The 20,730-nt window shown below is 50.8% G+C and carries 16 protein-coding genes; 11 read left to right on the top strand and 5 right to left on the bottom strand.

What is annotated here, in order from left to right; translation table 11 throughout:
• Positions 1 to 124: 124 nt before the first annotated feature.
• From BHV73_RS09055 to cdd, 3 genes are all read right to left on the bottom strand, one after another.
• Complete coding sequence (locus BHV73_RS09055) at positions 125 to 1,645, bottom strand: 4Fe-4S binding protein (protein WP_039950665.1); 1,521 nt, start codon at positions 1,643 to 1,645, stop codon at positions 125 to 127.
• Positions 1,646 to 1,726: 81 nt separating this feature from the next.
• Positions 1,727 to 3,328, bottom strand: coding sequence for an ABC-F family ATP-binding cassette domain-containing protein (locus tag BHV73_RS09050; protein ID WP_195621014.1), 1,602 nt, complete (start codon positions 3,326 to 3,328; stop codon positions 1,727 to 1,729).
• A gap of 262 nt (positions 3,329 to 3,590) precedes the next feature.
• Entirely contained in the window at positions 3,591 to 4,073 is a 483-nt protein-coding gene (gene cdd, locus BHV73_RS09045; protein ID WP_087413192.1) for a cytidine deaminase, read from the bottom strand.
• A 99-nt stretch (positions 4,074 to 4,172) separates the two neighbouring features.
• Between cdd and BHV73_RS09040 the strand changes: the two genes are divergently transcribed.
• Positions 4,173 to 5,093 (top strand): glucosaminidase domain-containing protein, encoded by a 921-nt coding sequence (locus tag BHV73_RS09040; RefSeq protein WP_087413193.1) that lies wholly within the window; start codon positions 4,173 to 4,175, stop codon positions 5,091 to 5,093.
• Positions 5,094 to 5,180: 87 nt separating this feature from the next.
• Here BHV73_RS09040 and BHV73_RS09035 read toward each other — a convergent pair whose 3' ends face one another.
• Complete coding sequence (locus BHV73_RS09035; RefSeq protein WP_195621016.1) at positions 5,181 to 5,408, bottom strand: hypothetical protein; 228 nt, start codon at positions 5,406 to 5,408, stop codon at positions 5,181 to 5,183.
• A 110-nt stretch (positions 5,409 to 5,518) separates the two neighbouring features.
• Here BHV73_RS09035 and BHV73_RS09030 point away from each other — a divergent pair, with 110 nt between their 5' ends.
• The 9 genes from BHV73_RS09030 to BHV73_RS08990 all read left to right on the top strand — a co-directional run bounded on the left by BHV73_RS09030 (position 5,519) and on the right by BHV73_RS08990 (position 17,981).
• Complete coding sequence (locus tag BHV73_RS09030; RefSeq protein ID WP_009121736.1) at positions 5,519 to 6,766, top strand: efflux RND transporter periplasmic adaptor subunit; 1,248 nt, start codon at positions 5,519 to 5,521, stop codon at positions 6,764 to 6,766.
• A 19-nt stretch (positions 6,767 to 6,785) separates the two neighbouring features.
• Positions 6,786 to 7,451 carry an ABC transporter ATP-binding protein gene (locus tag BHV73_RS09025; protein WP_009121737.1) on the top strand — a complete coding sequence of 222 codons (666 nt, stop codon included), beginning with the start codon at positions 6,786 to 6,788 and terminating at the stop codon, positions 7,449 to 7,451.
• Positions 7,452 to 7,523: 72 nt separating this feature from the next.
• On the top strand, positions 7,524 to 8,798 hold the full coding sequence (locus BHV73_RS09020; RefSeq protein ID WP_087413194.1) for an ABC transporter permease: 1,275 nt from the start codon (positions 7,524 to 7,526) through the stop codon (positions 8,796 to 8,798).
• Between the two features lie 13 nt (positions 8,799 to 8,811).
• Positions 8,812 to 10,089 carry an FtsX-like permease family protein gene (locus tag BHV73_RS09015; RefSeq protein ID WP_195621018.1) on the top strand — a complete coding sequence of 426 codons (1,278 nt, stop codon included), beginning with the start codon at positions 8,812 to 8,814 and terminating at the stop codon, positions 10,087 to 10,089.
• A 47-nt stretch (positions 10,090 to 10,136) separates the two neighbouring features.
• Positions 10,137 to 11,429, top strand: coding sequence for an ABC transporter permease (locus BHV73_RS09010; protein WP_195621020.1), 1,293 nt, complete (start codon positions 10,137 to 10,139; stop codon positions 11,427 to 11,429).
• A 33-nt stretch (positions 11,430 to 11,462) separates the two neighbouring features.
• On the top strand, positions 11,463 to 12,701 hold the full coding sequence (locus BHV73_RS09005; protein ID WP_087413196.1) for an FtsX-like permease family protein: 1,239 nt from the start codon (positions 11,463 to 11,465) through the stop codon (positions 12,699 to 12,701).
• A gap of 28 nt (positions 12,702 to 12,729) precedes the next feature.
• A complete protein-coding gene (locus tag BHV73_RS09000; RefSeq protein ID WP_009121741.1) occupies positions 12,730 to 14,010 on the top strand; it encodes an ABC transporter permease in 1,281 nt (426 codons plus the stop codon).
• A gap of 9 nt (positions 14,011 to 14,019) precedes the next feature.
• Entirely contained in the window at positions 14,020 to 15,282 is a 1,263-nt protein-coding gene (locus BHV73_RS08995) for an ABC transporter permease (protein WP_195621021.1), read from the top strand.
• 95 nt (positions 15,283 to 15,377) lie between these two features.
• Positions 15,378 to 17,981, top strand: coding sequence for a sensor histidine kinase (locus tag BHV73_RS08990; RefSeq protein WP_195621023.1), 2,604 nt, complete (start codon positions 15,378 to 15,380; stop codon positions 17,979 to 17,981).
• 24 nt (positions 17,982 to 18,005) lie between these two features.
• On the opposite strand, the gene BHV73_RS08985 is transcribed toward BHV73_RS08990, so the two are convergent.
• The gene (locus BHV73_RS08985) at positions 18,006 to 19,241 is read right to left on the bottom strand and encodes a fucose isomerase (protein WP_009121744.1); all 1,236 of its coding nucleotides are present in this window, start codon (positions 19,239 to 19,241) and stop codon (positions 18,006 to 18,008) included.
• Positions 19,242 to 19,451: 210 nt separating this feature from the next.
• Here BHV73_RS08985 and BHV73_RS08980 point away from each other — a divergent pair, with 210 nt between their 5' ends.
• Positions 19,452 to 20,651: a pyridoxal phosphate-dependent aminotransferase gene (locus BHV73_RS08980; RefSeq protein WP_022218728.1), complete on the top strand. Its 1,200-nt coding sequence runs from the start codon at positions 19,452 to 19,454 to the stop codon at positions 20,649 to 20,651.
• Positions 20,652 to 20,730 lie beyond the last annotated feature (79 nt).

Genomic DNA, 20,730 nt, shown 5'->3' with positions numbered 1-20,730 from the left:
TGCCGCTTCATCACTGCTTCATCACTGCTTCATCACTGCTTCATCACTGCTTCAGCGCTACTTCAGCGTCTCATCACTTCATTATCTCATCACCTCATCGTATTACTGCTTTTTCACCTGGTCTTTACACCGTCCTGTGCATAATATGTCCTTCCACATAGATTGCGCTGAACGGGCGTGACGGGCAAAGATTCTCACATGCTCCGCAGCCGATGCAGCGTTCGGTATTGACAACGGGTATTTTTTTTGACTCCGGATTCCCGGGGTCTGAAGCTACCATTTGTATGGCGCTGACCGGACAATGGCGGGCGCAGTTTCCACATTCCACGTCATCGGTGATGCAGATGCAATTCTCCTTTATCCATACGGCGTGGCCTATCTGGATAGCAGATTTGTCAGCTTTCGTTATCGGCCGGATTGCACCTGCCGGACACACTTCCGAACACTTGGTACATTCGGGACGGCAGTAGCCGCGCTCGTAGGACATTTCCGGCTGCATCAGTTTCGTCAGGTCGGAAGAGGGGCGCAGTACTTGGTTGGGACATACGGCAACGCATAGTTGGCAGGCTGTACAGTGTTGCGCGAAATTGCGTGCGCTCAACGACCCCGGCGGAGTGATGGCGGCGGCACGTGCGGGTATCTTCTTATCTTCGATGACAGCCAGTCCGCCATCCACTTTCTTCTCTTGCGCCTTTAAGGCCGCGGTAGCGGCCAACACTGCCGTTGCCGAGAGGAATGCGCGCCGGGTATCATCTATCGGTTCGGCAGCACCGGTCGCTGCACGGGACTGATTCCGGGCAGCTACTTTCTCTACACCTGCTTTATGACGGCGGGTGTAGATGATGGCGCCCTGCTTACATTTATCCAGACAATCCATGCACGCCACGCAACGGCTGTAATCGATTTCGTGAGCTTTGGAGTTGATGCACGAAGCTTTGCAGTTGCGTGCGCAAAGTCCGCAGCCGTTGCACTTCGCTGTGTCTATAACCGGTTTGAAAAAGGAATACTTGGACAAGAAGCCGAGTACCGTACCCACCGGACAAATCGTGTTACAGTACGTACGCCCGCCTCTCCATGCCAATATGATGAGTACGGCAAAAGTAAGGGACGCTATGATGAACGTAGGCAGGCTTTTCATCCACACCTCTGTTTCATAGAAAGCGTAGCTGTCCGCCCGTTCCGCCAGGTATGCCAGCAGATTGTTGCCCCACTGGTAGACGGGAGCGAAAAGATTGGAAGCGATACGCCCATAAGAGCTGTACGGTTCGAGCAGCGAAGCGACCGCATGAAAACGTACCCCCGCAATGAGGGTGACGGCAAACAATGCCAGCATTCCATAACGCAGCCATTTTTTTGCGGGAGAGTAGCGGAAGCGGTTTTTCTTCCGTTTGCCCGCAAACCGGGAGATGACATCCTGAAATACGCCGAGCGGACAGATAACGGAACAATAGACCCGTCCGAACAGCAAGGTCAATACAACAAGCAGCAATACCACACCTACATTCAGTGCGAGCAGTGCGGGGAGAAACTGTATCTTTGCCATCCAGCCCATCCATCCGTGCAGCGTTCCGGTAAAATCGAGGAACAGGAGCGTGACGAGCGCAAAGAATACAATTGCAAGTGTCAGTCTGATAGTACGTAACATAGTCATAATAGTTTTATCGTCGCAAAAATACGGAGTTTATCATTAGTTTGTGTATATGGATTACAGTTGTTTTTACCAATTTTACAGAAAAAAGCTTATTTCTTGTTCAATTCCCGCTTCTTTCAGAAATTCCCGGTCGTGCGAGATAACAAGTATGGTACCTTGATAGTTACGTATCGCGGCCGTGATGATTTCAACGCTTTCGATGTCCAAATTATTGGTAGGTTCGTCCAGCATAAATATGTCGGGAGTGTTATCGGCAATCATCAGGCAGCAGAAGGCAAGGCGCATTTTCTCACCGCCGCTTAATTTGCCGCAAGGCTTGTTCCAAACGTCCTGCGGGAAAAGATAACGGTTTAAGATGGTCTTTATTTCATGTTCCGGCAGATGCCGCAGATTGAAGGTTTCCGCTTGTTCCGAAACGGTATATCCATTTTGGATAAGGGAGTATTCCTGATCCAGATAAACATAGGTAAAGTCTGCACGCTCTATCGCTCCGCCGGTCGGTGCCAGTTCGCCGGTAATCAGTTTCAGCAGGGTTGTCTTACCGCTGCCGTTATTCCCTTTAATGCACAATCGGCTGCCGCTGCGCAGCTGAAAGCTGAGGGGAGCCGGCCAAAGATTTGCGTCGCTGTCCGGGTAATGAAAATTGATATCCCGTGCCGTAACGAGTATTTTGCCTGTATGCAATGCCGGGGCGTTGAAGTCTGTTTTCAACTTGTCGGTTCGCGATAAGGAGCCTTTCAGGCTTGTTATTTCCTGCTGAATCTTTCCCGCCTTTTCGGCGTGGACATTACTGAGCCTGCTACTGCTGTTTTCGGCGTGATTTTTCAGGCCGCCCAACAGGATACGCGGAATACCTTTCTTTATGGAAGCCTTTTCGCCTCGTGTGTTTTGCCTGGCTTTCCGTTCTTCCACTTCACGGGCGGTTTTGCGGGCGAGGCGCAAAGCCTTTTCTTTTTCTTCCAACTGCTGTTGCAGGGCGTTGCGGTGTACTTCCTTCTGTTCTTTATAGAAGTCGTAATTACCGCCGTAGTAAGCCAGTCCGTTGCGGGAAAGCTCGCAAATGGCGGGTAGCAGGTTTAGCAGGGTACGGTCGTGGCTGATAACGAGTACCGTAGCCGAAGTGCGGCGTACGAAATCATACAAGCGTTCCCGTCCGGCGGTATCCAGATGATTGGTCGGCTCGTCCAGCAGTATGGTGTCCGGCTCTCCCAGCTCCATGCCGGTGAGGAACAGGCGTGTTTTCTCTCCGCCGCTCAACTCCTTTAACGGGCGCAAAAGGGAGATACCGGCCAACTGCCATGCGTCGAGCGCGGCTTGGGCGCGTTCTTCGATATTCCAGTCGTCATCGAGCCGGACGAAGTGTTCTTCCGCCGCATCACCGTTCAGGATGGCATGGAGAGCGGTTAGCTTACGGTCTATGCCCAATGCCTGCGCAACCGTCCGGCCGTCGTACTGCCCGAAATGCTGGGGTACATGGAAAAGATGCCCGGAGCAATACGCGCTGCCGCCGCCCGGCGATACTTCTCCCGCAAGGATACGCATCAGGGTGGACTTTCCGCAACCGTTGTTGCCTGTCAGCGCGGTCTTTTCTCCGGAATTGATAATCAGATTGAGGTTGGAAAACAAAACTTCCTTATCGGTATGGATATAGCTGAGGTCTTTGATAATGATACTCATAAAAATACTGTGTTCAGGGTAGATAACATAGGTGTCCGCATGACACATTTTCAACTCTCGCAAGGCTGTGGGGAACAGACAAACACAGTAAAGGCCAAACATACACCTTTTGAGTGATGCTCAGCGTTCTGATATGAAAAGCATGTATAAAGTGATGTTTACCGAAATGTGCTGTCTTTACTTAACTATTCTCATCGGTGGTATTTATTGGTTAGCGGTTGCAAAGGTACGCATTTTATTTATAATAAGGTACACATCTTGTTTATAACATGGAAGACGCATCGAATGAAAGCGGCAGCAATGCGCCTACATTCTTCAGTTCATAAATGCCTTTTTCGCCGAACAGCAAGATGCGCATGGGGCGTTTGAAGCGTTTCTCCGTTTCGAGCATCACCTGCCGGCAGGCGCCGCATGGGGGAATGGGTTCTTCCAGAAACTCCCCGCGTTCGTTGCGGGCGGCTATGGCAAGCGTTTCTACGGCTTGGTCGGGATATTGGGAGTTGGCATAGAACAAGGTGGTGCGTTCCGCGCAAAGTCCCGATGGATAGGCTGCATTCTCCTGGTTGGTACCTGTAACAATCGTATTGTTTGCCAATCGGGCTGCCGCGCCCACGGAGAAATGCGAGTAGGGGGCATAGCTGCGGAAAGTTGCCTGACGGGCGGCATCCATCAGCTCGCGGTCGGCGGCACTCAGTTCTTCGTAGTCGTATATCTTGATAGCAATCTGTATGTTCAGGTCTTTCATAGAGTAATGGTTTATTGTAATTAATGTTACAAAGATAGGAAAGAGATTGGTTTTTTCAATTCTTTTGCAGACTTTTGTGTCAAATTCAACATTTGAAGCATGAAACCTATTTTCAGACTGACCGCTATCATAGCGCTTCTTCTTGTTTCCGTAGCCACGCAGGCGCAACGCAGAAACTCCCGCTACAATGAATACATAAAGCAATATGCTCCGCTTGCCGTAGAGCAGATGAAGGAACATAAGATACCCGCCAGCATTACGCTGGCGCAAGGTCTGCTGGAAAGCGGTGCGGGGCAAAGTACGCTGGCGCGTAAAAGCAACAACCACTTCGGCATAAAGTGCGGAAGCAGTTGGCGGGGACGTAGTGTGCGGCACGACGATGATGCCCGTAACGAGTGTTTCCGCGCCTACCGCAATCCGAAGGATTCCTACGAAGACCACTCGCTTTTCTTGAAACGCGGCGCCCGCTACGCTTTCCTGTTTAAGTTGAAGATTACCGACTACAAAGGCTGGGCGCGCGGCCTGAAAAAAGCGGGCTATGCCACAGACCCCTCTTACGCCAACCGCTTGATAACCATCATCGAGGACTACGACTTATATAAGTATGACAGCCGCGGTATGAGCAAGCGTGAAGCCCGCAATTGGGAGAAGGAATTGAAGAAGAAGCCCTGGCTCGCCAATCCGCACCAGGTGTATATCGCCAATGACATAGCCTATGTCGTGGCACGTGACGGAGATACCTTCCACTTCCTGGGCAAGGAGTTCGGCATCAGTTGGCGCAAACTGGTGAAATATAACGACCTGCATAAAGACTATACCTTAGAGGCCGGCGATATCATCTATCTGAAAGGCAAGCGCAAGAAAGCGGCCAAGCCTCATACCGTTTATATCGTGAAAGACGGCGATTCCATGCACTCCATCTCGCAGACGTACGGCATCCGCCTGAAGAACCTGTATAAGATGAACCGCAAGGATGCGGAATACGTGCCGGAAGTAGGCGACAGGCTGCGTTTGAGATAAGCGGATTACGGCTTTTATATCCTATTGTAATTCAGTGAGGTGCGCGTACCAAAGAGATACCGCACTTTGGTACGTCGTGTACCCTGCTTAGGTACGAAGCGTACCAGCCTTAGGTACACGTCGTACCAAGCGTTGGTATTCCTTGTACCGGCTGTTGGTATCGGCTGTACCAAAGGTTGGTATTGCCGTTACTAAAGCATGTTGTCGGCGGGATGTGCCTTGCCTGTCCCTTTTGTGTACCGGCCCGCTATCCGAAAATGTACAGAGTGTCCGAAAACGGACACTCTGCTTTTTTGTTTTAACGCTTGTTTTCAATGATTTACATTTTTGGCACGGATTTCGCAAGTATAAGGACGAAGAATCGCGGCTGTCCGTTTACGCGACAGGACGGCGGCAACATAAAACAGTAAATAAAGACAGAGAATATGGATAGAGAGATTCCGAAAGAAGTTCGTAACAAAGAACGTAACAAGAAAATCATTCGTTATGGCGGCATGGGCGCTGCGGGTATCGTCGTTATCAGTGTACTCATTTCGTTGATGCGTACCGGCGTGAAAGAAAAAGACCTTGTGTTTTCTAAAGTGAACCAGGGCACTATCGAGGTCAGCGTAAGCGCTTCAGGCAAGGTGGTTCCTGCCTTTGAGGAGATTATCAATTCGCCTATCAACACCCGTATTCTGGAAGTATATAAGAAAGGTGGCGACAGCGTGGATGTAGGCACGCCTATCCTGAAGCTGGACTTGCAGAGCGCCGAAACCGATTATAAGCAGAAGCTGGACGAGGAACAGATGCGCAGCTACAAGCTGAAACAGCTCAAACTGGAGAACATGACCAAGCTGAATGACTTGCAGATGAAGATAAAGGTTTCTGCCATGCAGCTGAACCGCAAAAAGGTGGAGTTGCGCAATGAGCAATACCTCGACAGCCTCGGCTCCGGCACTACCGATAAAGTGCGTCAGGCGGAGCTGAGCTATAATGTGGCCGAGTTGGAATACGAACAGTTGAAGCAACAGTATGCCAACGAGAAAGAAGTGCTGGATGCGGAATACCAGGTGCAGGAATTGGATTTCAGCATTTTCCGCAAGACGCTGGCCGAAACCAAACGTACGCTGGACGACGCGCAAATCCGTTCGCCCCGTAAGGCCATCCTTACTTACATCAATAACCAGATTGGCGCGCAGGTGGCGGAGGGTTCGCAGATTGCCGTCATCTCCGATTTGAGCCACTTCAAAGTAGAGGGCGAGATAGCTGATACGTACGGCGACCGTGTATCTGCCGGCGGCAAGGCCGTTGTGAAGATTGGCAATGAGAAACTGGAAGGGGCGGTCAGCAGTGTCACTCCGTTGTCCAAGAACGGCGTTATCTCCTTTACCGTACAACTGAATGAGGATAACAACCGCCGTCTCCGTTCCGGCCTGAAAACGGATGTGTATGTGATGAACGCCGTGAAAGAGGACGTGTTGCGCATTGCCAACGCTTCTTACTATGTGGGACGCGGGGAATACGAACTGTTTGTCCGCAATTCCGATAACGAGATTGTGAAGCGCAAAGTGCAGCTGGGCGATTCCAACTTTGAGTTTGTGGAAGTTATTGGCGGCTTGCAACCGGGTGATGAAGTGGTGGTGAGCGACATGAGCCAGTATAAGAACAAGAATAAGCTGAAACTGAAATAACAATTAAATACTTACCATTATGATTAAGTTAACTGGCATCAACAAGATTTATCGTACGAACGAGATTGAAACCGTAGCGTTGGAGAATGTAAACCTCGAAGTGAACAAGGGGGAATTCCTCAGTATCATGGGTCCTTCCGGTTGCGGTAAGTCTACTTTGCTGAACATTATGGGTTTGCTGGATGCGCCTACCGGCGGAACGATTGAAATAGCCGGCATTAAGGTGGACGGCATGAAGGACAGGGAACTGGCGGCTTTCCGTAACCGGAAGCTGGGGTTTGTGTTCCAGTCTTTCCACTTGATTAATTCGCTGAATGTACTGGATAACGTGGAGCTGCCTTTGCTGTACAGAAAGGTGTCGGCCAAGGAGCGTCGCCGTCTGGCAGAGGAAGTATTGCAGAAGGTGGGTTTGAGCCACCGTATGCGCCACATGCCTACACAGCTTTCCGGCGGTCAGTGCCAGCGTGTTGCCATTGCGCGCGCCATCATCGGCAATCCGGAGATAATACTCGCCGATGAGCCTACCGGTAATCTGGACTCCAAGATGGGTGCGGAAGTCATGGAGCTGTTGCATCAGCTGAATAAAGAAGACGGACGCACCATCGTAATGGTGACCCACAATGAAGAACAGGCCAGACAAACCAGCCGTACCGTCCGCTTCTTCGACGGCCGTCAGGTAGAATAATTCCCGCCCTTCATCCCCCATAACTCATAACTTATAACTCATAACCCATAACTTATCCCCCCCTTCATTACCATGCAAACCATTCGTCAAGCCCTTATGCTTCTGCGGCAGAATCCGTTGCTGAGTACCATCTTCATATTGGGTACGGCATTTGCCATAACCATGATTATGGCGATTGTAATTACCTGGCAGATGAAATATGCGGATATGGAGCCGGAAGTGAACCGCAGCCGTTGCTTATATATAAGTAAGATGCATTTGCAGGGCAAAGAAAATAAGGAGTGGAATACTTATAGCTCCTGTTCACCGGCTTTTATGAAAGAGTGCGTGCAGCCGTTGCCGGAAGTGGAGGCTTGTACGGCGTTTGTTCCAGCGGGAGTTGCTTTGGTTTCCATGCCCGATGGCACTAACAGCGTAAAGGTGGATGCCATGGAGACGGATCCGGGTTTCTGGAAAGTGTTCCAGATGCAGTTCGTCGCCGGACGCGGATTCGATGATTCGGACCGGGGCGGTGATGTGTCCGCTATTGTGATATCTGCTTCTGTCGCCCGGAAATTGTTCGGCACTACGGATGCGGTAGGTAAGACGGTGCTGCTGAACCGCAACGAGGCGCGTGTGTGCGGGGTGGTGAAGGATGTGTCCGTAATAGCCAAAGACGCTTACGCACAGGTGTGGCGTATGTATCCGGCCGATTTGCAGGATGCCGTTTCCGTTCGGAACTATATCGGCGCGCATACGGTCGTTGCGCTGGCGCGCTCATCTGCCGACTTTCCGGCCATCAGGCAAGGAATGGAGAAACGGGTGAAAGACATCAATGCCGTGCAGAACGAAATGCTGATAGATATCATGGAACAACCCGATGAAATCGTGGCGCATGTCAATCATGTGTGGGCCAACACAGGGCCGGACTTGCGGATGCTGTACATGCAGTATTTCCTGGCATTGCTCATTATCCTTTTGGTGCCGTCACTCAATCTTTGCGGGCTGAGCAACAGCCGTATGCAGCAGCGCATCAGCGAGCTGGGAGTGCGCAAGGCATTCGGGGCGACGCGCGGCGTACTGATAAGGCAGATATTGAACGAGAACCTTGTGCTGACGCTGATAGGCGGAGTCGTAGGGCTGGTATTCAGCTATCTGGCTGTGTATGGAATGCGTACGTGGTTGTTCACCAATAGTCAGAACATCGGTACTTCCGGTGACTTCGACCTGAGCATGTCGGTGCTGTTCAGTCCGGCGGTGTTTGGCCTGGCTTTCCTTTTCTGCCTGGTCATCAACCTGCTGAGCGCGGGTCTGCCCACATGGCTTGCCGCACGGCACACGATTGTAGATTCTTTGAACGATAAATAAAGCGAGATTGATTATGAAATTCATAGTACATAACTTACGTATGATTCGGGCGCGTCTCCGTAATAACGGCTGGGTGCTTGCGGAACTGTTTCTGGTGTTTATCGTGATGTGGTTTCTCTGCGATTCGTTGGGATGCCTGAAGTATACGTTCTATCGCCCGTTGGGGTATGACATAGACCATGTTTACCAGCTTTCGATGATTACGGGCGGTGAAAGCCGGGATGCCGGAATGACAAAAGGGGATAAATATATAAGTATTCTGCAAAAACTCGAAAGGGAACCCACGGTGGAAGTGGCCGCCCTGTCGTATTGGAGCCTGCCGATGAGCGGTAATAATTCTTATAACTCGCTGGCTGTGCAAGATACCATCGGATGCGATTTGCGCATGATAAACGCTACCGGAGGATATACCCGGGTGTTCCGTATGAAAGAAGATGCCAAACGTCCGTTTGCGGCAATGCCCGTAGGAAGTGATATTACCGCCGGCAATTATGTAATGCTGAGCGAGGATGCGGTTCTTTATTTTAAGAAGAGAGTGCCCGGCTTCTCATTGGATACTCCCCTGAACTGGTACGGGGATTCTGCGAACGTTGTTACCCAAAGCGGTATGATCGGCGGTTTCCGTTCTTATCGTTATGGAGCTGACGCGAAGTGGGTTTTCCGGAGAATGGACGAGAATGTAATACGGACGGAATTGAAGGATTATACGGCGCAGATTGTTTTCCGTGTGAAAGAAAACATGGATTCTCCCGATTACAGGAGCAGGTTCCTTAAAGAGATAGCTCCGCATCTGGACACCGACAATATGTTTATAGCCGACGTCGTTCCTTATACGGAACAGCAATATCAGTTTGAGGTGGTGAGAGGCGATGTGGATAAAGTGAATACGCAGACGGTCGTAGTGGTGTTTCTGCTGGTGAATGTGTTTTTGGGGCTGATAGGTACATTCTGGTTCCGTACCCGCCGCCGTCGCAATGAAATAGCTTTAAGGCTTGCGATGGGCAGCACGAAAAAGCAGATATTCTGTTTGCTTATGGGAGAGGGACTGCTGTTGCTGACCCTTGTTACGCTCCCGGCCATGATTGTATGCTACAATGTGGGCATTGCCGAATTTACGATGGGACATACCGAACTGATTACCACCTGGCCGGTGGAATGGAGTTTCCTTCGTTTCCTGTCGGGCACGTTGGGCGCATGGCTGCTGATGGCGTCGATGGTGATAGTGGGAATCTGGTTTCCGGCGCAGCAAGCTGTCAGCATACAGCCGGCAGAGGCATTGCACGAAGAGTAAAAGTAGAAAACTGATTATAGTGTACTGTTAAAATAGCGAATGAACAGATGATAAAGCAATATTTTACACAAGCGTGGGCGCAGCTTCGCCAGCAACCGCTGATGAGTGCGGTCGGTATAACAGGTACAGCGCTTGCCATCTTCCTGATTATGCTGGTGGTAATGATGCAGCAGGTAAAGGTGGCTCCTTTCGCACCCGAAAGTAATCGCGACCGCTTTCTGCACGTCAAGTCGATGAGCATCTCCAACTCGAACTGGGGCGAAGGGACGAGCAACGGACCGATGAGTGTGCAGACCGCCCGCGAATGTTTCCAGTCGCTGAAAACACCGGAAGCTGTCACTATTTATACCATTTTCCCGGTATCCACACCTGTTTCTTTGCCGGGCAAGCCGGCGGTCAGCGTGGATTTGCGGCAGACGGACGACATCTTCTGGCGTGTGTTTGACTTCTCCTTTATCGAAGGAAAGCCCTACGATAAAGCCGTATTCGACGCCGGACAACCGGCGGCCGTACTTACGGAAAGTGTAGCGCGCAGCCTTTTCGGTACGACCGATGTGGAGGGACGTGAATTTCTCCTCAGTCATGCGCCCTATCGCGTGGCCGGTGTCGTGAAAGATGTGTCCACGCTGGCGGATTGCGCTTACGGGCAGGTATGGGTTCCGTATACCTCGACGGGTATGGATAATGATACGTGGAACGACCGGCATATGGGAATGATGAGTTGCACGATACTGGCGCATAGCCGGGATGATTTTCCCGCTATCCGCCGGGAAGCCGAACGCCGTAAATCGGCGTACAACACGCTCATCGGAAAGAACGGCTGGGAACTGATTTACCGTAACCGTCCCTACGACCAGGAAAAGAATGCCATCGCTTTCGGCGCCAATATCGAACCGGATGTGGATGCAGCCCGCCGCCAGCGGATTATCATCTTCGTTATCTTGCTGATAGTGCCTGCCATCAATCTTTCGAGCATGACGCAGAGCCGTTTGCGTCAGCGGGTATCGGAAATCGGGGTACGCCGTGCTTTCGGCAGTACACGCATGGAGCTGATGGGGCAGATTATAGCGGAGAATCTGGTGATAACCTTATTGGCCGGTATTGTCGGCCTGCTGCTGAGCGTGGTTTTTGCGTACGTGGGCAACACGTTGCTTTTTGCGCAGGAGTTCAGCCAGACTTTGAATCCGCCGGAAGTGGACGCTTCAATCCTGCTGCATGCTTCCACCTTTGCCTGGGCGCTGCTCTTTTGCTTTGTGCTGAACTTGATGAGCAGCGGTTTTCCGGCATGGCGCGCTTCACGTATCGGGATAGTGAATGCATTGGGAGGACGGTTGCACTAAACGCTCGTCGCTAACTATTAATCGCAGAAAGAAATGACTAAGAAACTTTTGGTACAGATAAAGAATGAATGGCGCAATAACCTGTGGCTGGCTTTGGAACTGCTGGTTGTGAGCGTTGTGATGTGGTTTGTGGTAGATTATCTCTATACGCGTGCAGCTACCTACTTGGAACCGCGAGGCTTTGACATCAGTCATTGTTACCTTATTGAAATGGGAAAACTCACGGACAAGAGTCCTGATTATATTCCGAACCAAACCGATGAACAGGAAGATGCCGATATTCTTGAACTTGTAGACCGCTTACGCCGCCGTCCGGAAATTGAGGCGGTAAGTCTCTCGCAAAATTCCTATCCATACAATGGCAGCAATTCTACTGATATGGTTCGGTATGATACACTGGTTTCTGATAGTTGGACTATCCGCCGTATGGTAACTCCCGATTTTGTACGTGTGTTCCGTTATCAGGGTACACGCGGTGAAACGCCCGAACAGCTTGCCGGGATGTTGGAAAAAGGAGAGTTCCTTGCTTCCGATAACCTCTACCGGAAGTACGGTCGTCCGCTGACAGAACTTGTAGGCAAACGTTGCCAGCTTTTTGGTGATACAACACAAACTTATCGATTGGGGGCGGCTTTAAAGGATGTACGTTACAACGACTTCCAACAAGCTCGAAGCTCTTATACTTTTCTCTATAAACTGGACTGGTACGATATTGGGTTGGAACTTTGCTTGCGTGTCCGGGCTAATCAAGACCATGACTTCATCCGGCGCCTGAAGGCGGACAGCGAGAAGCAGTTCCGCATCGGCAATGTCTATATTTCCGAAGTGCGTTCTTTTAAGGATATCCGCCGTAATTTCCAGCAGTCATGGAGCAATGATTTGCGTAATTACGTGATGGGAATGGGATTCCTGCTGCTGAATATCTTCCTGGGGCTGCTCGGCACTTTCTGGTTCCGTACCCAGCAACGCCGTTCGGAGATTGCCCTGCATAAGGCGCATGGAGCATCGGACATGAGTATTTTCGTCCGTCTGATAAGCGAAGGACTGCTTTTGCTGTTACTTATCACCCCGATAGCATTCATCATTGATTATAACCTGGCAAGCATGGAACTGAATTCTTGGCGCAACGGTACGACGCTGGAGTGGGGGCGTCTGTTGCTTTGCGCGGCCGTAAGTTTCGTCCTGATAGGATTGATGATTACGATTGGTATCGGTATTCCGGCGCGTAAGGCGATGAAGGTACAACCGGCGGAAGCTCTGCACGATGAATGAATTCAAGAAATTAAACCGATAACAGAATATGATACGTCTTTATTTTCAGCAAGCGCTATATCATTTGCGCGAGAATCCTATCATAACGTGGGTTTCCGTACTGGGTACGGCATTGGCCATCTGTATGATTATGGTGCTTGTCATCACCTTTCAGGTAAGGCTTGTGGACTGTGAGCCGGAAGTGAACCGCAGCCGTTCGCTGTATGTGTCTGCCATGTCCGTCAAGAACAAGGGTGGGAGCGACGGTGATTCGTCCAACGCCCGCATGTCAGTACGTACGGGGCGCGAGTGCTTTAAGAATCTCACCACGGCGGAAGCGGTCACGTTGATTTCCTTGCCCGAAAAGGTACGTGTGTCTTTGCCGGCGGGCAACAAGGCCACTGCCGACATGGTGCAGACGGACGATGCCTTTTGGTCTATCTTCCGGTTCCGGTTTCTCAGCGGCAAGGCGTTTACAAAGGCCGACAGCGATGCCGGACTGCCATGCGCCGTGCTGAGCGCTACGGTGGCGCGCCGCCTGTTCGGCACGACGGACGTTGCGGGAAAAACGGTACAACTGAACCATGTGGAGTACCGTATATCCGGTGTGGTGGCGGATGTGTCCGTACTTGCCACTTCTGCTTATGCGCAGGTGTGGGTGCCTTATACTTCCACGGATATTAACCGGCTGACGTGGTGGGAAGACACTATGGGACAGATGAGAGCGGTTATCCTCGCACATTCCGTAGCCGATTTTCCGGCTATCCGTGAGGAGGTGGAACAACTCCGCCGCAAATATAACGACGGGTTGCGTGACTCGGAAGTGTTTTACCGCGGGCAACCCGATGAACAGTTTGCCAATCTTTACCGCAAGTGGAGCGAAACGCCCGATACCAAAGCCATTATCCTGCATTACACGCTCGTTATCGTCATTCTGTTGCTTGTACCTGCCATCAACCTGAGCAGCATGACGCTTTCCCGTATGCGTAAGCGCATGGCGGAGATAGGCGTGCGCAAGGCTTTCGGGGCTACGGGCGGGGAGCTGATGCGCCAGATATTCTTTGAGAACCTGTTGCTGACATTGTTTGCCGGCGTATTGGGACTTGCGCTGAGCTATGCCGCCACTTTCCTGTTGAACGGCTTCCTCTTCGACAACAGCACCAATGCCTACCTCAGCGGTGAAACCACACTGACACCGGGCATGCTGCTTTCGCCCTGGGCGTTTCTTGCGGCTTTCGGCTTCTGCTTGCTGATGAACATCCTTTCGGCGGGCATACCGGCATGGCGCGCTTCGAGAATGAATATAACGGATGCGATTAACCAAAGGTAAACGATGATTATGAAAACGATATTGAAACAAATAAAGAACGAGTGGAACAGCAATCTTTTTCTCTTTGTGGAGTTGCTGCTGGTCTTTGTCGTGCTGTGGTACATTGTGGACTGGACGCTTGTCACCACACGCGTCTATCACGCTTCGATGGGATTTGATACGGAGCATTGTTACAACATTACCGTAAGCAGGCTGGGAGCAAACTCGCCTCTTTATAATCCGGAGCTGACTGCGGATGACGATATGGATGATTTACTCCGGCTTACGGACAGGCTGCGTCATTGTCCCGGTGTAGAGGCCGTCGCCCTTTCGCAAAACTGTTTTCCGTACAATGAGGGTAGCAACGGCATCGACTTGGGTATTGACTCTGTGGCCGTCAACGCGCGTCTTCTTTGGGTCACCGCGGACTTCTTCCGTGTCTTCCGTTACTCCTTTACGGAAGAAGCGGATTTCGCCAAAGTAGAGGCCGCACTCCGTAACGATGAACTGGTGGTATCTTCCAACCTCACCGAAGGACATCCGGAAACGGGCGGTAGCGCATCTTTGCAGGGACGGGAAGTTTCGCTTTTGAACTACGGTAAGGACGTCCGCCGCCGCATCGGTGCGGTGGGTACGCCTGTGCGCTGGTCGCATTTCCATACGCCGTCGCAGTGGGGCGGGGCTTTTGCCGCCCTTCCGCTTGACGTGAACAGGTTACGGGATTTTGCAGACCCCCGTTATATCACCGTCAGTTTGCGCGTTTCCGAAGATGCCGATAAGGACTTTGCCGAAAAGCTGATGGATGAGGCCGACCGTCTTTATCAGGTGGGCAACCTTTATCTGCTGGATATTACACCGTTCGGGCATTTGCGTGAAATCTGCGAGCTGGAAGACATGAACGAATGGAAGACACAGCTTTGCGTGCTCGGTTTCCTGTTGCTGAATATCTTCCTGGGTGTTATCGGAACATTCTGGTTCCGTACGCAGCAGCGTCGTAAAGAGGTTGCGTTGCGGCTGGCGATGGGCAGTTCGCGCCGGGGTATTTTCTCCTACCTCATGTATGAGGGGATACTGCTGCTCACGTTGGCGGCTCTGCCGGCGGCTGTCATAGCTTTTAATATCGGTTATGCCGAGCTGGTGGATGTGGGCAAGATGCCTTTTGATGCCGTGCGTTTTTTATCGGCTCTTGTTTTGACATGGATGCTTATGGCGCTGATGATTGTTGCCGGAATCTGGTATCCCGCCTATGGAGCGATGAAAGTACATCCGGCCGAGGCATTGCACGATGAATAAAGTTTTTTTAAGGAAAAAGGTGTAAATTCTCAATATAACCTTGTATATTTGCGTGACTATAAAGAAGTTTACGCAGACAAATCAAAACAAACGAAATGGGAAAACACTTTTTCTTACTATGTTCATGGGCTTTCCTGTGCTTGATATCGGGAACACTTTCGGCTGCGGAAAACAACTATAACGTACTTTTCATACAATCATATACCAACAGCGCTTCTTGGCATGATAATCTTATTACCGGTCTGCAGAACGGCTTGGAGAAGGGTGGCGTAAAGGCTGACGTGGTAACGGAATACCTGAACGCCGACTTTTGGACTTTCGCTTCGGAGTGCATTATCATGCGCCGTATATGCGAACGTGCCAGGCAGCGTAAAACAGACTTGATTGTGACGTCCAGCGATGAGGCTTTCTTTACTTTAACCCATTGCGGCGATTCTTTGCCGTATCAGATACCGGTGGTGGTTTCGGGCATTAAGTATCCCGATAAGAAGCTGTTTGACAGAATGCCGAACGTTTCGGGCTTCACTTCAAAGACGGATTTCAATGTGCTGCTTGAAGAAGCCATACGTCTGTTTCCCGCGCGCAAGGAGATTGTCTGCCTGACGGACAGCAGCTTCTTGAGCTCCAAAGGAGTGGAAGCGGTGGAAGATGCTTGGGTGGCTTTTAAGGAGAAACATCCCGGATACAGTTTGAAGAAACTGAATGTGCAGGAGAAGTCCCTTAACACCATTATTACCTCTATCTGCTACGATTATCATGCGTATAAGCACATTGTTATAGCTCCTAAATGGATTCCTTTTCTTTCCTTGAAGCTGAAAGCTCCCGTATTTGCCAATCAGAACCTGGCGATGACGAGCGGCGTGTTATGCGTTTATGACGTAGAGCCGGCGGTGGATACCTATGCTGCGGGCGTACAGGCAGCGGACATCCTGAAAGGTCGGTCACCCGATTCGTTCGGGGTGGGGGATTTGGACGGTAAGTTATTGTTCGATTATAAGCAGCTGGACTTTTTCCATGTGGACGTGGAGAGCGTTGAGAAGCGGGGAACCATTCTGAATGTGCCTTTAATGGATCGCTATCGGGTTTGGTTTATCCTTTTCTATTCGGTGACGGTGGGCGCACTGGCGTTTCTTGTGGCCTGGCTTTATCGGAGCAACCGGCGCGAGGCTCGCAAGCGCATCCACGCGCAGACCCGTCTGCTGGTACAGCACCGTTTGGTGGAGCAACGGGATGAATTCGATAAGATATTCTGCTCCATTCGCGACGGGCTGATAACGTATGATACGGATTTGCGGATCCATTTCGTCAACCGGGCTTTGGTGGAGATGCTGGGCTTATCGTCTGATACGTATATGGCACGTTCGTACGAAGGGCAGATTGCCGGCTCCATTTTTCATATCTACATGAATGGCGAGAATATCCTGCAAACTTTGTTGAAGCAGGTGATACGGGACAAGAAACCTGTTATTATACCGGAAAAGGCGTTTATGCAGGAGAATACGAAAGGCGCTTATTTCCCGGTTTCGGGCGAGGTGGTTCCTATCTTTGCGAAAGACAAGCTGACGGGTATGGCCATTGTCTGCCGTAACATATCCGAAGAGGAGATGCAGAGGCGTTTCTTCAATATGGCCATCGAAGAGAGTTCCATCTATCCGTGGCAGTACAACACGCGGCTGAAATGTTTCCACTTCCCCGGCGGATTGTTGCAACGCTTCAACTGTTATGACAATACGGGGTATATATCCAGGGAAGAGCTGGACCTGATTATCCATCCGGGAGACCTGTCCCGTACACGCAAGCATTTCAATGATATCATGCTGGGACACGAGCCGAACTCGCGTATGAGTTTCCGGCTGCAAAACGCGGATGGCGGGTACGAGTGGTGGGAGTTCCGCAGTACCGCTTATGACGGTCTGACGGCGGATATTCCTTATATGGTATTGGGTGTGTGCCAGAGTATTCAGCGCTATAAAGACACCGAAGACGAGCTTATCGCCGCCCGTGACCGGGCTTTGCAGGCCGATAAACTGAAATCGGCGTTCCTTGCCAATATGAGCCACGAGATACGCACTCCGCTGAATGCGATAGTCGGTTTCTCCGATTTGCTGAAAGACCTGGAAGCGTTTTCTTCGGAAGAAGTGCAGCAGTTTGTCGAGACCATCAATATAAACTGTACCCTGTTGCTGGCTCTGATTAACGATATTCTGGACCTTTCACGTATCGAGTCGGGCACAATGGACTTTCAGCTCTCTTCCTACAATCTTACGTTTATCATGCAGCAGGTCTACGACTCTCAGAGGCTGAGCATGCCGCAAGGGGTGGAATTACGCACCGACTTTCCGGAAGGGACAGGCAAAGATATCGTTACCGATTCCGTACGTTTGAAGCAGGTTGTGAATAACCTGATCAACAATGCCAGGAAGTTTACCGCGAAGGGCAGTATCACGTTGGGATACAGCATGGAAGAACCCGGATACACAACCGTCTTCGTGGAAGATACCGGGGCGGGTATATCCGATGAAGACCAGAAACATATCTTCGAGCGTTTCTATAAGGCGGACAGCTTTACGCAAGGCGCAGGTTTGGGGCTGAGTATCTGCCAGACGATTGTGGAACGTCTGCATGGAACGATAACGGTAACTTCAAAGCTGGGCAGAGGAACCCGCTTTGAAGTCAGACTGAGCGACGATGTGATGTAATGTAATTGCGGAGCGTTTACAGCCTTATTCTATCCTCTTGCATCCGTTCGACTGCAAGAACTCGTCAAGTATTTGTTCATGGTTGCCATGCAACAGGATGTGATGGTTTCCCAGCGGATTTCTCAGGAAATATTCTGCCGGAGCATTCATTTTTATGCGTACCTGCGTGCGGCACATATTGATGTAATTGGTGTTCTCGATGAGCGTACCCGTACCGAGGTAATACTCATCCAGGCATTCTCCGCCGCATTTCACGATTGTCACGTCTCCGGTGGGCAGTATTCCCTGTATGCCGATACCGCTTTCCGTTTCAAAGTGATTGCGGATGATGAACTGCTCTGTCTGCGCGATGCCGATTGTACAATGCGCCAGTATGATTTCGTTGGTGCGCGCGTTAATCATGGACGGGTTGGCCATGAAAGCGGGTTTCCCTGTAAGCACTTTGGCGGTGAGCATGGTGAATATGGATTGCAAATCGCCTTCGCATCCGGCGATGATACCCTCGTCGTTCAGCAGGGAAAGCGCCAGGCATCCGGTAGTGCCCGTCTGCTCTATCAGACGGAAGCAGCTCAGGGTGAGCGCGCTTAAGCGGTCTTCGTCCACAATCTTTCGGATAGCCCGGTACAGGCGCATCGCCTTTATCATATCTTCGGGGGACGCTTCCCGGCAGGCAAGCGCTTTTCCGGCGAGGCGGGCGCATGCTTCGCCCACTTCGTCATCGGTGATTTGAGCGTAATATTCGTAGATGCGGTCAAGGGCGACATCGGTGTATTCCACTCCCCAGCGCCGCTTGGCAAGCAGATAATCCACGTTGCTGGCAATGAGCCATCCGGACGGGGCGCCTATCACGCCGATGCGCATCCCGAAAAGGCTGCGTTGCGCCATGAAGTTGCTGTGGAGTACAAAAATGCGTTTGATGATTTCGGACAGTTCGCCGTGAAGGATTTCGCTTTTCATGCCGCGTCCGCGCAGCCAGGAAGATATTTCGAGGGCGGCGGCGAGTGAGTTCTGCATGCCGTCCGCAAGGATGATGGCGGGGCGGGGAAGCGATTCGAAATGCTGGATGACCAGCCGTTCCACTCCGCCGGTGGCGATGAACAGGATGCTGAAGTCATCGGGGGTCAGCTTGTTAATATCTTGATAATCTATGAAATTGACGGTGAAATATTTCTCCAACTCAGTCAATATTATTTCATGGGAACTGCGAACAGATGCTTGCTTATGTAACAGTGAAGCAAAAGTTATTAGGTTGATGACCATGGTATTACTTACTATTTTTAATGTTGGTTTATGATAAAACGGTTGTAGTTGTCCATTTGTTTACTATTTCAAAGGTACAAGATTCTTTTGAAATAGCATAGTGTTTTTAATATAGATAAGGTTTTTAAAGTTTTTATGTCTTAGCTTCCCTTCAGTATCAAATAAATCACTACATTTGCGACTTAAATGATAAAATGATATAAAAAACTCATGCCAACAATTTCTATTCGCGGAATGGAGATGCCCGCATCTCCTATCAGAAAGCTGGCTCCTTTGGCAGATGCAGCCAAGCAACGGGGCACCCATGTATTCCACCTCAATATCGGACAGCCCGACCTGCCTACGCCGCAAGTCGCGATTGACGCCATTCGCAATATTGACCGTAAGGTGTTGGAGTACAGTCCCAGCGCGGGCTATCGCAGCTATCGTGAAAAGTTGGTGGGATATTACGATAAATACAACATCAAGCTCACCGCCGATGATATAATCATTACTTCCGGCGGTTCGGAAGCCGTGTTGTTCTCATTTATGGCCTGTCTTAATCCGGGTGACGAGATTATCGTGCCGGAACCGGCTTATGCCAACTATATGGCGTTTGCCATTTCCGCCGGCGCTAAAATCCGTACGATTGCGACGACCATAGAAGAGGGGTTCTCGCTACCTAAAGTGGAGAAGTTCGAGGAGTTGATAAACGACCGCACCCGCGCCATCCTGATTTGTAATCCCAATAATCCTACCGGTTATCTGTATACCCGTCGCGAGATGAATCAGATACGCGACCTCGTGAAGAAGTACGACCTTTTCCTCTTCTCCGACGAAGTGTATCGCGAGTTTATCTATACGGGTTCCCCATACATCTCCGCCTGCCACCTGGAAGGCATCGAGAATAACGTGGTTCTGATAGATTCCGTTTCCAAGCGTTATTCCGAATGCGGTATTCGTATCGGTGCGCTGATAACGAAGAACAAGGAGATACGCGATGCCGTTATGAAGTTCTGCCAGGCGCGTTTGAGCCCGCCGTTGATAGGCCAGATTGCCGCCGAAGCATCCCTGGATGCCGGAGAAGACTACCTGCGCGATACCTACGACGAATACGTGGAACGCCGTAAGTGTCTGATTGACGGTCTGAACCGTATTCCCGGCGTATATTCGCCCATTCCTATGGGAGCGTTTTATACCGTGGCCAAGCTGCCCGTAGACGATTCGGACAAGTTCTGCGCATGGTGTCTTTCCGAATTCGAGTACGAAGGCCAGACCGTTTTCATGGCTCCGGCTTCCGGCTTTTATACCACTCCGGGTTCCGGCCGCAACGAGGTGCGCATAGCTTACGTCTTGAAGAAAGAAGATTTGACCCGTGCGCTGTTTGTGCTCTCCAAAGCGCTCGAAGCCTATCCGGGACGTACGGAATAGTTGTTCGGGAAGGTGTACCGGATAATCGGTCTGTCGAATGTAAGAATAGGGCGCGGATTATACGGATTTCACGGAGAAA

This window comes from Bacteroides sp. 44_46, from assembly GCF_001915465.1.
Lineage (GTDB): Bacteria > Bacteroidota > Bacteroidia > Bacteroidales > Bacteroidaceae > Bacteroides > Bacteroides clarus.
This window is presented reverse-complemented; position numbering and strand designations above follow the sequence as displayed.

Coding starts and splice junctions, on each gene's coding strand:
- BHV73_RS09055 (WP_039950665.1), bottom strand. CDS start 1,645: ATGTTACGTACTATCAGACTGACACTTGCAATTGTATTCTTTGCGCTC.
- BHV73_RS09050 (WP_195621014.1), bottom strand. CDS start 3,328: ATGAGTATCATTATCAAAGACCTCAGCTATATCCATACCGATAAGGAA.
- cdd (WP_087413192.1), bottom strand. CDS start 4,073: ATGAAAGACCTGAACATACAGATTGCTATCAAGATATACGACTACGAA.
- BHV73_RS09040 (WP_087413193.1), top strand. CDS start 4,173: ATGAAACCTATTTTCAGACTGACCGCTATCATAGCGCTTCTTCTTGTT.
- BHV73_RS09030 (WP_009121736.1), top strand. CDS start 5,519: ATGGATAGAGAGATTCCGAAAGAAGTTCGTAACAAAGAACGTAACAAG.
- BHV73_RS09025 (WP_009121737.1), top strand. CDS start 6,786: ATGATTAAGTTAACTGGCATCAACAAGATTTATCGTACGAACGAGATT.
- BHV73_RS09020 (WP_087413194.1), top strand. CDS start 7,524: ATGCAAACCATTCGTCAAGCCCTTATGCTTCTGCGGCAGAATCCGTTG.
- BHV73_RS09015 (WP_195621018.1), top strand. CDS start 8,812: ATGAAATTCATAGTACATAACTTACGTATGATTCGGGCGCGTCTCCGT.
- BHV73_RS09010 (WP_195621020.1), top strand. CDS start 10,137: ATGATAAAGCAATATTTTACACAAGCGTGGGCGCAGCTTCGCCAGCAA.
- BHV73_RS09005 (WP_087413196.1), top strand. CDS start 11,463: ATGACTAAGAAACTTTTGGTACAGATAAAGAATGAATGGCGCAATAAC.
- BHV73_RS09000 (WP_009121741.1), top strand. CDS start 12,730: ATGATACGTCTTTATTTTCAGCAAGCGCTATATCATTTGCGCGAGAAT.
- BHV73_RS08995 (WP_195621021.1), top strand. CDS start 14,020: ATGAAAACGATATTGAAACAAATAAAGAACGAGTGGAACAGCAATCTT.
- BHV73_RS08990 (WP_195621023.1), top strand. CDS start 15,378: ATGGGAAAACACTTTTTCTTACTATGTTCATGGGCTTTCCTGTGCTTG.
- BHV73_RS08985 (WP_009121744.1), bottom strand. CDS start 19,241: ATGGTCATCAACCTAATAACTTTTGCTTCACTGTTACATAAGCAAGCA.
- BHV73_RS08980 (WP_022218728.1), top strand. CDS start 19,452: ATGCCAACAATTTCTATTCGCGGAATGGAGATGCCCGCATCTCCTATC.